Below are 12,680 nucleotides of genomic sequence, written 5' to 3'. Positions count from 1 at the left end.
AACGTAATGGCCCAGACACCTGAAGCTCCGGACACACACGACAAGCCGCGCGCACCGGGCGGTAACGAACTGAACAATATTCGCCCGGAAGACGTGGACAGGGTAATCCCTCGCCCCGGCGAAATGATGGAACGCGACGAGGCCACTGATCCTGAAAAAATCAGTACGAACCCTGACGATTCGGGCAATCGCCCGAGGCCGCTATAAATAAATTAAATGATCACTGTGGCAATTTCCAATGATGCAAACGCTCAAGTCGCGCTAGGATGAAAGAGCGTCGATTTTGGGGGCGCGGCGTTGCACGGCGCTGGAGCAGTTGAACCGCGCAACGGCCTGTCGTTCGTCAGGCCGCTCATTGCACAAGGAGGCTTTATGAAGTGGGAAACCCCGAGCTTCACCGACATGCGCTTTGGCTTTGAAATTACGATGTACATTGCCACGCGTTAATCGGCATAAAACAAAGCGGCCGCAGAAATGCGGCCGCTTTGTTTTTGCACTCGCGATTAGCGGATCAATTGCCGCGCGGCGGCACGTCCTGTTGCCCGAGACTATGATCGTCGCTGACTTCCGGGCCTTGCCCTCCCTTGCCGGGCGCTTCGGGTCGATCGCCCGAGCCTAGCGGGACTTCCGCTGTCTGATGCGGCTGCTGTCCGAGACGCCGCTCTTCCGGCTCGACTTCACCGGCATTGGGCTGACGCACGCCTTGCTTCGGATCGCCGCCCGTTGCGGCGCCCGGTCCTGGCTGATTGCCGAACGAGCCGCCGCCGCTTGCTCCACTGCCCGCATCGCCGAGCGGCTTGTCCGTGCTGCCCGGTCCTTCGAAACGATCATCGCTGCTCATAGTAGGCCTCCATTCGTGTAGATGCGTCTTAGTCGAGCAACACGCATTCCACGGCGCTATCGATTACGAGGTCCGCAACTTGCTTCGCGGTTATCTAAAGTCACCGGAGAATGCGATGTCCGCGATCCAGCACAAAGTGGCGCGCGTGGACGACTTGCCAGGCGACCGTGGCACGCGGGTGGCGGCCTTCAACATGGCCGGCATAGCGCGCGAGTATGCGGGCGTCCCCTTCTTCTGGACGCTTCACTACGACAAGACGTTCGAGTATCTCGGCCATGCGGACGAATTCGACCGCGTAGAAATAGACGGCGATCTCGATGCACAGGCCTTCATCGCCTATACGACGAAGGGCGATGCGCTGCGCGCCGTCATGTCATGCGAACGCAGCGCTGCGACGAGCCGGCTTGCGGAAGCCACGCGCGAGCCGCTTACGCTAGACGCCGCGCGACGCATGGCGAACGGTTGAGGCCGCATGCCATGCCGACCATCAGACAACCCGGCGTAGAACCCGACCAGACTCCGGATTCGCTCGACGAATGCCATCGCTGCGCGCTCTACAAGGACGCGACGCAAGCGGTGCCGGGCGCGGGTCCGCGTCATGCGCCGCTGATGATCGTCGGCGAGCAGCCCGGCGATCAGGAGGATCTGCAGGGCAAGCCTTTCGTGGGTCCGGCAGGCGCGATGCTCGATCGCGCGCTCGATGAAGCAGGCGTCGCGCGCAAGGAAGTCTATGTGACCAACGCAGTCAAGCACTTCAAATGGGAGCCGCGCGGCAAGCGCCGCATGCACAAGACGCCCGCGCAGCGCGAAGTCGATGCATGTCATTACTGGATGGATCGCGAAACCGCGACTATCGATCCCAAGGTGATCGTCGCGCTCGGCGCAACCGCGCTCAAATCGGTGTTGCGCGATTCGAAGGCCAAATTGCAGGCGTCGATGGGACACGCGATCGAACACGAAGGACGCGTTGTGGTCGCCACCTATCACCCTTCGTTCGTGTTGCGCGCACCCGATCCCGAAACGCGCCATGCCGCCTATCAGGCGATCGTCGATGCGCTGCGCGAAGCGCATCGGCTCATGAAGAACACACGTTGATCGAGGAACGTCATGGCAACGAGCCGCAAGACCACGAAGACATCGACAGGCGCAAGAAAGACGCGCTCCGGCAAGACCGGCGGCACGCGGCAGCGTCATGCGCTCGCAAGCGATCGCAAGAAGGCCGGCAGCGCAAAGCGTGCACCGGCTAAAGCCGCCGGATCGAATCATCGCTGGTCGCATCATGTGATGGAAACGAGCGACGCGATGGATCTCGAGCACGATATCTTCAAGACCGGCAATGCAGAGGAAATCGCGCAATCGCTCAAGCACTCTTCGGAGAAAAGCACACGTCGCAAGGGCTCGCCGTTTCAATCGGCCATGTCGATGCTTAACTTCTATATCAATCGCGCGGGGCGTAATCTGCCCAAGACGCGGCGCACTACACTCGAGCGCGCCAAGAAACACTTGCGCGAAGCGTTCGGACGCAAGCCTTAAACGCGGCAAAGGGAACGGCGCTTGCTCATGCCGAGCAACGGACAATTTCCAAGCGCGCTCGAGCAACACCACGCAGCACCACCACCAGGAGACGATCATGGCGCAAGAACCCCCACTGAGTCCCGGCGATGAAGCGGAACCCGGCGCGCCCGGCACGGGCGAGGACATCTGCCCTGACTGCAACGGCACCGGCAAGCAAAATGGCGCCGATTGCCCGACTTGCGACGGCACCGGCAAGGTGACGCAAGGCATCGGCGGAGGCTGATCGATGAACTCGCGACGCTTGCGCGCGGCGGCTATCGCGATGCTGGCCGTCGCGAGCGGCGCGACGCGCGCGGACGACTATCCCGCGGGCTTCGGCCCGAATCCCATGCTGCCCGCGCCGCACAAGTCGTTGCTGCCGACGGTGAACATCGCGCCGGCGAGGGCGTGGGCGCAAGGGCAAAAGCCGCTGTCACCGGCAGGCTTCAATGTGAATGCGTTCGCGTCTGGACTCGATCATCCGCGATGGATCGCGACCTTACCTAACGGCGATGTACTCGTCGCTGAGACGAATGCGCCCGCACAGCACGACGAAAACGCGGGCGTCAAAGGCATGGTCATGAAGAAGGTGATGAAGCGCGCCGGCGCGGGCATGCCGAGTCCGGATCGCATCACGCTGCTGCGCGATGCGGATGGCGACGGCGTCGCGGAAACGCGCACGGTCTTCATCGACAAGCTGCATTCGCCGTTCGGCATGGCGCTCGTCGGAGACGATCTTTACGTTGCCGATACGGATGCGATCGTGCGCTTCAAATATCGAAGCGGCGAAACGCACATCGAGTCGCCGGGCGAGAAGTTCATCGACTTGCCCGCTGGGACCATTAATCATCACTGGACGAAGAACGTCATTGCAAGCGCGGACGGCAAGCGGCTTTACGTGACGATCGGCTCGAATAGCAACGCGGCGGAGAACGGCATCGACGCCGAGGAGGGACGCGCGGCGATCATGGAAGTGGACATTGCAACGCGGCAAACGCGGCTCTTTGCAACGGGTTTGCGCAATCCGAACGGCTTGTCATGGCAACCGCAAAGCGGCGCGCTATGGACGGCGGTGAACGAGCGCGATGAGCTCGGCAACGAACTCGTTCCCGACTATATGACGTCGGTTAAGGATGGCGCGTTCTATGGCTGGCCTTATAGCTATTACGGCCAGCATGTCGACGATCGCGTGAAGCCGCAACGCGCGGACCTCGTGCAATCAGCCGTGGTTCCGGACTATGCGCTCGGCGCGCATACGGCATCGCTAGGACTCGTGTTTTACGATGCCGAAGCGTTTCCGCAGCATTACTGGAACGGCGCGTTCATCGGTCAGCATGGATCGTGGAACCGCAAGCCGAGAAGCGGTTACGAAGTCATCTTCGTGCCGTTCGCGGACGGCAATCCGTCCGGCCCGCCCGAAGTCATTCTCACTGGTTTTCTTTCTTCGGATGGCCACGCGCTCGGTCGTCCCGTGGGCGTCGCCGTCGATCATGCGGGCAATCTGCTCGTCGCCGACGATGTCGGCAACACCGTATGGCGGGTCGCGCCCGCGTCGAAATAATGGCCGCGCGCAAACCGAGGGCGAAGCCCGTCGTTGCCTCTCAACCGAGTCTTTTCGCGCTCGCGGAGCGGCAGATCGTCGGCTTATACGATGCCGGCGTGCTCTCTCCGGCGGTCCTGCATCATGTGATCGCAGCCTATGCGAATAGCGGCATCGACTGGAACGAAGCAGGCGCGCTTCATACCGTCGACGACCGCACCGTGCAGGAAGCGGTCGTGCTCATGATGATGCCGGGGCGCGCATTGCGCGCGGCACAGAAGGACTTCATCTCGGTGGTCGAGCATCTCGCGGGCGCGCAGCAGGCAAACGCGCGCGCCGAGCCGACCAATGAAGAACCCACTGACGACGAAGACTTGCTGAGTCAGTTGGGCGGGGAAAGCAAGCGCGCGACGCGCACAAAGCGCAGCGACGACGACACCGCATCGCCAGGCAAGCGCGCATTCAATCCGCTCGTAGGCGCGCGCCCGATTTCCTCGCATGACAAAGGCTAGAAGTCAATGCGGCACGCCTTCCGCGATGAGATCGCGAAGATCGTCCATGTCGAATGGCTTCGCGAGAATCGGCACGCCGAGATGCCTCGCACGCTCTATCTCGTCCGCATAGCCCGTCATTAACACGAGTTTCTGCGCGGGCAGCCGCTTCATGATCTGCTCGGCGAGATCGATGCCGTTCATGCTGCCCGGCATCTGCACGTCGGACAGCACGAGGTCGAACGCATGGCCTTCGCCGAGCAGCGCGAAAGCGCCATCCGCGCTCTCTTCGTGATGCACGGCGCAACCGAAGACTTCGAGCACGGCCATGACGCCGGCCGCAACGTCCTTGTTGTCTTCGACGAGCAGCACGGACATGCCATGCAACGGATGCTCGTCGCTTGCGGTGGATGACGGCTGCGCGCGCTTCACCGGCTCCGGCTCGATCACAGGCGCGGACACGGGCGCGGACGTGGGCGCTGGCCCATGATGCTTCGGCAGATAAAGCCTAACTGTCGTGCCCGCGCCCGCCACGCTCGTGATGCGCGCGGTGCCGCCCGCCTGTTCGCATGCGGCCAGCACTTGCGCAAGGCCCAAGCCGGTGCCCGCGCCGCGAACCTTCGTCGTGAAGAGCGGCTCGAACGCGCGGCGCAAGACCGCTTCGCTCATGCCCTCGCCGTTGTCGGTGACGGAAATGAGCACGTATTCGCCATCGGGCAAATCCGTTTCCGATGCGCGCACACGCGCATTCTGGCAACGAATCACGATGCGTCCGCCGCGCGGCATGGCCTCGCTCGCATTCGCGACGATATTGACGAGCGCGAGTTCCAGTTCGACGGCATCGGCCATGATCGGCCACACGTCCGCCGAGAATTCGACGGTCAGCGAGACCGACGGATGCACCGCGCGCTTCACGATGTCGAGCATGCTGCGAAGCCACGCGGCGGGATCGATGACTTCCTGCTTGAGCGGATGCTTGCGCGCGACGCTCATGAGCCGCCGCGCAAGCGATTCGGCGCCCGCCGTCGCGCGTTCGACGGCCAGCACTTCGCTTTCGACATCGTTGAAGTGCTTGCGCCGCGCAAGCGCCATGTTCGACGACACGACCATCAGCAGGTTATTGAAGTCATGCGCGACGTTCGCGACGAGGTTGCCGAGCGCGCCCATGCGCCGCAACTGCCGGCTCGATGCCTCGATCGACAGGCGCGTCGCCACTTCGGCTTGCCAGCGTTCCCACGCGTCGCGCTCGGCATCGAGCCGGCGGATCGAAAAGGCGATCAGAAGCCATACCGCGATGCACGGCAACGCCGCGATGGCCGCGACGAGCGCGAGATTCTGACGCCAGCGCGCGCGCACGACGGACGTCGCATAGCCTGTCGCGACGTACAGCGGGAAATCTCCGACACGCCGATATGCAAGCACGCGCTCGACGTGGTCCACGGTGGATGTCATGCGCAGGCGGCCATACAACTCGTTGCTGCGAAACGCCTGGGTGAACGGCGTATTGTTCGCGGGCTGCGCCTCCTTGCCCGGCGGATAACGCACGAGAATGCCGCCATCGCGACGATATAAGCCGATTACGAGCGCGTTATCGCCCGCCGCTATCTCGTGATAGAAGTCGACGAAGTAATCGCGCTTGAGCGCAATCGACACCACGCCGAGAAACTGCCCGTCGCGGCCTATGCGGCCCATCGTCGTCGTGAACACGTCCGATTGCGCGAGCTTGCCGAGCAATGGCCGCGAAAAGTAGGTCACGGGTGCGAGCGCGCGTGCGGAACGGAAGTCGTCGCGATCGGCGACGGAAATGTGCGGCGCGGGATACCAGCGGCTATTGGCGAGCAATTCGCCGTTCACTCCGAATAGCGAAATGGCGGCGACTTGCACGAGGGTCCCGCTCATGTCGTCGAGCGCGCGATGCAGCGCTTCTTCGCGGCTGCGAATGCTAGCGTCGTCGCTATCACCGAGCAGATCGGAGACACGCGTCTCGAGTTGCTGATTCAGATCGAGGACTTTGAGCGCATGCTCGTTCGCGACGCGGGCGAGGCGCTCCGTCAGTTCTTCGGCATCGGCGAAGCGGCGCTGGTAGTCGTAATAGCCGTAAATGCAAAGACACGCGAGCGGAATCACGACCGAGGCGGCCAGCACGAGCAGCAGCACGCGCCGCGTCAGCGCGAAGTTGCGCGAAGGGAGCGGTAAATCGAAGTTCCCGGTCTCTGTGGGGTTCAAGCGTTCGGCCTTTATGTGAGTCGGCCGCTATATCGTAACCGGCGAGCACGCATCGGCATAGCGAGCCGATGTCGACGTGCGTCGCGACTTCTTCGAACCGATGCGGCCGCATCGATCGGTGACATGCCTCGTCCCGATCGCCGTCACATTCAGCGAAACGTATGCCCGGCTCTGCTCTGATACTCCGCAAACCGGCGGCGATTGCATCTTGCATGCCGCCCGCCGGTATTTTGCGTGCAATCGGCGATCGATCGCTCAGCCCGCCATCTCGCGATCCGGCGTCGACGAAATGCGGTGGATGGCGAGGTCCGCGCCGTTGAACTCTTCCTCGCGGTCGAGGCGCAGTCCCACCGTCATCTTGATGGCGCCATACACCGCGGCCCCGCCGGCGAGCGCCAGCAACACTGCGCCGATGGTGCCGATGGCCTGCGACCAGATCGACACCCCGCCGATGCCGCCGAACGCCTTCTGCCCGAAGATGCCCGCCGCGATGCCGCCCCACGCGCCGCACATCCCGTGCAGCGGCCACACGCCGAGCACATCGTCGATACGCCAGCGGTTCTGCACGCAGGTGAACATCTGCACGAAGAGCACGCCCGCGACCGCGCCCACGATCAGCGCGCCCAGCGGGTGCATCAAATCCGAACCCGCGCACACGGCGACGAGACCGGCGAGCGGCCCGTTGTACGTGAAGCCGGGATCGTTGCGCCCCGCGAACCACGCGGCGAGCGTGCCGCCGACCATCGCCATCAGCGAATTGACCGCGACGAGGCCGCTGATCTTGTCGACCGTCTGCGCGCTCATCACGTTGAAGCCGAACCAGCCGACGGCGAGCACCCACGCGCCCAGCGCGAGAAACGGGATGCTCGAAGGCGGATGCGCGGCGATGCGTCCGTCCTTGTGATAGCGCCCGTGACGCGGCCCGAGCAGCAGCACCGCCGGCAGCGCGACCCAGCCGCCGAATGCGTGCACGACGACAGAGCCGGCGAAATCGTGGAACGGCGCGCCGAAGGCATGCGCGAGCCACGCCTGAATGCCAAAGCGCTCGTTCCACGCCACGCCTTCCAGCAGCGGGTAAACGAAGCCGACGATCACGCAGGTCGCGAAAAGCTGCGGATTGAACTTCGACCGTTCCGCAATCCCGCCCGACACGATCGCTGGTATCGCGGCGGCGAACGTCAACAGGAAGAAGAAGCGCACGAGCGCGTAGCCGTTATGTTCGGCCAGGATGTCGGCGCTGTGCATGAACTGCACGCCGTAAGCGATGTTGTAGCCGATGAAGAAGTACGCGAGCGTCGAAACGGCGAAATCGACCAGGATCTTCACGAGTGCGTTCACCTGGTTTTCGCGGCGGACCGTTCCGAGTTCGAGGAAAGCGAAACCCGCGTGCATCGCGAGCACCATTGCGGCGCCCAGAAGCAGGAAGAGCGTGTCGGTTCCGGATTGAAGTGCCTGCATGATCGACGGCCGTCTCAAAAAGCCGCCTTCTCTGCAAGTTCCGAGCCAAAACCTGTGGCCGGCATCGGAATCGTGCGTATGCCCCAACCGTGGGCGCTAACGGGAATCCATGCTTTGAAACTGTGATGCCCGCCGTCTGTGCAATGCCCGATCCTGCGGCAGACACGCACCGTTAGAGAGCATTCGCATCCGGCATGGTGCATACGAATGCAAAACGCCGTTTATGCCCCGGACAGGTGTCGCGCCGCAACGAATGGACCCCCGCTCTGCAATGTTTATTTCCAAAAATTTCCGTAACGTGTAATGATATTGATTCGTATTTAGCCGATGCGACGCTAGATCGAGGCAATAACAGCCAGCGCCTGGTTCGACCGACGCGAATCCGGCACGCCGTCAGCAAGACGGCGCTAGCCGGCAGCAGCACATCACTAACAAGTATCGGGGAACGACATGTTGAGGAAAACGCCGCTTGCCGCGGCACTGGTTACTATCGCGGCCGTGCCGATGGCCGCGCCGCTTTACGCGCAGACCGCAGCACCCGCATCGCAGGTCGCACGGCCTGCCGCGGCTCCCGCCGAAGGCGCTTCCGCCGCCATTGCGGATTCAAAACCGAACACGGATGCTCCCGAGACCGCTACCCTTCCCGCCGTCGCGGTGACCGGGCAGAGCGAAACCGCAGGCGATTTTCAGCCGGAAGTGTCGAGCGTCGGCGCGAAGGTGCCCACCGCCCTGCGCGACATTCCGCAGGCAGTCGTCGTCGTGCCCAAGGCGGTGTTGCAGTCGCAGGCGGTCAGTTCCTTTTCCGACGCGCTGCGCAACGTGCCCGGCGTGACGCTCGGCGCGGCCGAAGGCGGGCAGATCGGCAACAACATCAATCTGCGCGGCTTCACGGCGCGCACCGACATCTATCTCGACGGCTTTCGCGACCGCGGCCAGTACTATCGCGATACGTTCAACCTCGAATCCATCGACGTGCTGTATGGCCCGTCGTCGCTCTACTTCGGGCGCGGTTCGACAGGCGGCGTCATCAATCAGGTCAGCAAGCAGCCGACCCTCAAGCCGCGCGCCGACGTATCCGTGCAGGCCGGCACGCACGACCGCTATCGAACGACGGTCGATATCGACCAGCCGATGACGGATACGTCCGCGTTTCGCATCAATGCGTTCGGCCAGGACCTCGGCTCGACGCGCGATCAGATGAAGAGCAAGGACTACGGCGTTGCGCCCGAAGTGAAGTTCGGCATCGGCACGCCGACGCAGGTGACGCTGTCAGCGCTCATCCAGCACAATCGCGATCAGCCCGACTACGGCATTCCGCCATTGAACGGCCATCCCGCCCCCGTCGATACGAAGACCTTCTACGGCTTCACCGACGACCGCACGATTCAGGACGTGCAGACGCTCAACGCGCGCGTCGAACATCGTTTCAACGACATGTTCACCGTGCGCAATCAGACGCAGTTCAGCCACTACAGCACCGAAGCGCGCGCAACAAATGCAGCCGCCGTGCTCACCGGACCGCTCGGCACTTCCACCGCGCTCACGAGCGGCAATTACACGACGCTGCCGCTTTCGTCGCTATACGTGCGGCTCCAGGGCAAGGACCGCAATATCAACGATCACTCGGTCTACAACACGACTGATTTCGAGGGCAAGTTCGCGACGGGCTTTCTCAAGCACGACATGCTCGTCGGCGTCGATCTGAGTCACGAGACATATAGCAACCAGAGCTTCACGGCGACCACGCCGGGACTGCCGTCGAACACGCTCGCCATCGTGCCGCTCGTCGATCCGACCTATACATCGCGGCCCTCGAACTATCGCGAAGTGGCGACCAATCTCGCCGAATCGAGCGCGAATGGCATTGGCCTTTACCTCAACGATACGATTTCGCTCGGTGAGAATTGGAAATGGATCGGCGGCGTGCGCTGGGACCGCTATGAGGCATCGATTCACAACTCGATCAACGCGCCCGGATATGCAACGCAGACGAATTACTTCACGAGCGTGCGTACAGGCATCGTATGGCAGCCGACGGAATGGCAGTCGTATTACGTGTCGTATGGCACATCGTTCAACCCGTCGCTCGAAGCGCTGACGCTCACGAACAATCAGCAGAACACGCCGGCCGAGAAGAACCGCTCCTATGAAATCGGCTCCAAGTGGGACTTGCTGAACGGCGGCCTTTCGGTCACGCAGTCGCTTTTCAATATCGAAAAGACGAACGCACGCACACAGGTCTCGACGGGCGAATACACGCTCGACGGCGACGTGCGCGTGCGCGGTTATCAGCTCGGCGTGGCCGGTCACATCACGAACAAATGGCAAGTCTTTGGCGGCTACACGTACATGAACGGTACCGTGCAAAGGGCGCTCGACGGTACAACGGGCAATACGCTCGCCAACACGCCGCGAAACATGCTGACGCTGTGGTCGACGTATAACGTCACGTCCAACTGGGAGTTCGGCGGCGGGCCATCGTATGTGTCGTCGCGTTATGCGGCGAATAACGATCTCGTTCAAGTCGGCGGCTATACGCGCTGGGACGTCATGGCCGCGTATCATCAGAAACGCTATGACATCCAGTTCAACGTGTTGAACCTGACGGACAAGAAGTACTACGATGCCCTCATCCCGTCCGATGGCGGGCGCGCGGTGCCGGGCCTTGGCCGCACGTTCCTTGCGACCTTGAATTACCGGTTCCGTTAATGTGCAACCGTGCCTTGCGCGCACCGTTTCGGGCCGCGCGCGCAAGGCACGTCAAGAAGCTAACGCAATGATTCTCTCTATACCGGGCGTACTTTCGCCACAGGATGCCGCCGCGATGCGCGCGCGCCTCGAAGCTGCCACTGATTCATGGGTCGATGGGCGCGCGACCGCGGGTTATCAAGGCGCGCCGGTCAAGCGCAATCAACAGATCGCGGAAGGCTCGCCTATTGCGCGTGAGTTGGGCGATACGATCGTCGGCGCGCTGGAGCGGCATCCGCTTTTCATCAGCGCGGTATTGCCCAATCGCGTTTATCCGCCGCTATTCAATCGCTACGAAGGCGGCATGCATTTCGGCAGTCATGTCGATGGCGCAATACGCATCGTGCCGGGGCATGGCGCGCGCGTGCGGACGGACGTTTCAGTCACGCTTTTTCTATCGCGTCCCGAAGATTACGACGGCGGTGAACTCGTGATCGAAGACACTTACGGCGTGCAGGAAGTGAAGCTGCCGGCGGGACATGCCATCGTCTATCCGGCAACGAGCTTGCATCAAGTGCGGCCCGTGACGCGCGGCGCGCGCGTCTCGAGTTTCTTCTGGGCGCAAAGCCTAGTGCGCGACGACGCACAACGCGCACTGCTCTTCGATCTCGACAATTCCATTCAGCGTCTCAACGCGACGAACGGCGACGAAGCCGCCAAGCGCACGCTCGTAGGCTGCTATCACAACTTGCTTCGCATGTGGAGCGAGACGTGATTCATTGCCCAGGCGCTTGAGCTCTAGTGACTCATGCGCTCGCCCGCGCGTTTCGCGGCACGGGCAGAGAGTCCTGACCCAGTTCCGCAAGCAATGCTTCGTCGCGCGCAATCACCTGCGGAAGATGCGTGCGCAGGAATTCAACCCACGTGCGCGTCTTTGCATCGACGAACTTGCGCGATGCATAGAGCGCATAGAGATTGGTACGCTGCAACGTGTGTTGCGGCAGCACGCGCACGAGCGAGCCGTTGCACAAACCTTCTATCGCGGCGTAAAGCGGCAACATGCCGATTCCCATGCCCTCGCGTATCGCAACCGCAAGCGACTCCGCGATATTCACCTGCACCGGACCGCTGATTTGCAGCGTCTCGCTGCCTTGCGGCCCTTCGAGTGTCCATTCGCGCGCGGGAAAAGCGGGCGTCTGCAACGTAAGGCAATCGTGATTCGCAAGGTCCGCAGGTTGCGCGGGAGCGCCGCGCGCGCGGAGGTAATCAGGCGAGGCGCACAGAATGCTGAACGTCGTGCCGAGCCGATGCGATATGACTTCCGAATCCGACAACGCGCTCGCCGAAACCACCGCGACGTCGCTGCTGCCTTCGAAGAGATCGGGCATGCGCTGCGAGAGCGTCAATTCGACCTTGACCTCGGGATGCAGCGCGCGATATTGCGCGATGGCCGGAAGAATATAGTGCTGCCCCACGCTCGCAAAGCTGAACATGCGTAAGGTGCCCGATGGATGTTCGTGCGCGCAGCTTGCTTCTTCCTCCGCGCCGTCGATATCCGCGAGAATCTGCAGCACGCGCTTGAGATAGCGCTCGCCCGCCGACGTCAGTGCAAGGCGCCGTGTCGAGCGATTCATGAGGCGCGTGCGCAAATGGGCTTCGAGTTCTGAAACGGCGCGCGACATGGCGCCTGTCGTTGAATTCATCGATTGAGCCGCAGCCGTAAAGCTTCCGGCTTCGATCACGCGGGCAAATACCCGCATGTTCTGTAGGGTGTCCATCAAACCGTCACAATCACGAGGAAACACTATTGTCCGCTGAATAGCCGAAGGCATTGTTATTGAATCTGGAAAGAATGTTCCCTGATTCTCTCCTTAATTCGTAA

General features: G+C 62.2%; 14 protein-coding genes. 10 read left to right on the top strand and 4 right to left on the bottom strand.

Annotated features, from left to right (window positions below):
- Positions 1-6: 6 nt before the first annotated feature.
- Positions 7-207: a hypothetical protein gene (locus tag LDZ27_RS16400; RefSeq protein WP_244817033.1), complete on the top strand. Its 201-nt coding sequence runs from the start codon at positions 7-9 to the stop codon at positions 205-207.
- Positions 208-372: 165 nt separating this feature from the next.
- Positions 373-447 carry a pyrroloquinoline quinone precursor peptide PqqA gene (gene pqqA, locus LDZ27_RS28940; protein ID WP_008353049.1) on the top strand — a complete coding sequence of 25 codons (75 nt, stop codon included), beginning with the start codon at positions 373-375 and terminating at the stop codon, positions 445-447.
- 64 nt (positions 448-511) lie between these two features.
- On the opposite strand, the gene LDZ27_RS16390 is transcribed toward pqqA, so the two are convergent.
- A complete protein-coding gene (locus LDZ27_RS16390) occupies positions 512-841 on the bottom strand; it encodes a hypothetical protein (RefSeq protein WP_244817032.1) in 330 nt (109 codons plus the stop codon).
- A 115-nt stretch (positions 842-956) separates the two neighbouring features.
- On the opposite strand from LDZ27_RS16390, the gene LDZ27_RS16385 reads away from it, so the two are divergent.
- The 6 genes from LDZ27_RS16385 (at position 957) to LDZ27_RS16360 (ending at position 4,447) form a co-directional block, all read left to right on the top strand.
- Positions 957-1,307 carry an oxidoreductase C-terminal domain-containing protein gene (locus tag LDZ27_RS16385; RefSeq protein WP_244817031.1) on the top strand — a complete coding sequence of 117 codons (351 nt, stop codon included), beginning with the start codon at positions 957-959 and terminating at the stop codon, positions 1,305-1,307.
- Positions 1,308-1,318: 11 nt separating this feature from the next.
- A complete protein-coding gene (locus LDZ27_RS16380; protein WP_244817030.1) occupies positions 1,319-1,936 on the top strand; it encodes a UdgX family uracil-DNA binding protein in 618 nt (205 codons plus the stop codon).
- A 12-nt stretch (positions 1,937-1,948) separates the two neighbouring features.
- A complete protein-coding gene (locus LDZ27_RS16375) occupies positions 1,949-2,374 on the top strand; it encodes a DUF3175 domain-containing protein (protein WP_244817029.1) in 426 nt (141 codons plus the stop codon).
- 97 nt (positions 2,375-2,471) lie between these two features.
- A complete protein-coding gene (locus tag LDZ27_RS16370; protein ID WP_244817028.1) occupies positions 2,472-2,639 on the top strand; it encodes a hypothetical protein in 168 nt (55 codons plus the stop codon).
- A 3-nt stretch (positions 2,640-2,642) separates the two neighbouring features.
- Positions 2,643-3,956, top strand: a complete 1,314-nt coding sequence (locus tag LDZ27_RS16365) for a sorbosone dehydrogenase family protein (RefSeq protein WP_244817027.1) — start codon at positions 2,643-2,645, stop codon at positions 3,954-3,956.
- Positions 3,956-4,447 carry a hypothetical protein gene (locus LDZ27_RS16360; protein WP_244817026.1) on the top strand — a complete coding sequence of 164 codons (492 nt, stop codon included), beginning with the start codon at positions 3,956-3,958 and terminating at the stop codon, positions 4,445-4,447. Before LDZ27_RS16365 ends, LDZ27_RS16360 begins: the two co-directional genes overlap by 1 nt.
- Positions 4,448-4,450: 3 nt before the next feature.
- Here LDZ27_RS16360 and LDZ27_RS16355 read toward each other — a convergent pair whose 3' ends face one another.
- Positions 4,451-6,652, bottom strand: a complete 2,202-nt coding sequence (locus LDZ27_RS16355) for a hybrid sensor histidine kinase/response regulator (RefSeq protein ID WP_244817025.1) — start codon at positions 6,650-6,652, stop codon at positions 4,451-4,453.
- A 255-nt stretch (positions 6,653-6,907) separates the two neighbouring features.
- Positions 6,908-8,110 carry an ammonium transporter gene (locus tag LDZ27_RS16350; protein ID WP_244817024.1) on the bottom strand — a complete coding sequence of 401 codons (1,203 nt, stop codon included), beginning with the start codon at positions 8,108-8,110 and terminating at the stop codon, positions 6,908-6,910.
- A gap of 450 nt (positions 8,111-8,560) precedes the next feature.
- On the opposite strand from LDZ27_RS16350, the gene LDZ27_RS16345 reads away from it, so the two are divergent.
- Together LDZ27_RS16345 and LDZ27_RS16340 are read left to right on the top strand one after the other, a co-directional pair.
- Positions 8,561-10,819, top strand: coding sequence for a TonB-dependent siderophore receptor (locus LDZ27_RS16345; protein ID WP_244817023.1), 2,259 nt, complete (start codon positions 8,561-8,563; stop codon positions 10,817-10,819).
- Between the two features lie 67 nt (positions 10,820-10,886).
- Entirely contained in the window at positions 10,887-11,573 is a 687-nt protein-coding gene (locus tag LDZ27_RS16340) for a Fe2+-dependent dioxygenase (RefSeq protein ID WP_244817022.1), read from the top strand.
- A gap of 31 nt (positions 11,574-11,604) precedes the next feature.
- On the opposite strand, the gene LDZ27_RS16335 is transcribed toward LDZ27_RS16340, so the two are convergent.
- Positions 11,605-12,576: a LysR family transcriptional regulator gene (locus LDZ27_RS16335; protein ID WP_244817021.1), complete on the bottom strand. Its 972-nt coding sequence runs from the start codon at positions 12,574-12,576 to the stop codon at positions 11,605-11,607.
- Between the last annotated feature and the right edge of the window lie 104 nt (positions 12,577-12,680).

This window comes from Caballeronia sp. Lep1P3 (genome assembly GCF_022879595.1).
GTDB lineage: Bacteria > Pseudomonadota > Gammaproteobacteria > Burkholderiales > Burkholderiaceae > Caballeronia.
This window is presented reverse-complemented; position numbering and strand designations above follow the sequence as displayed.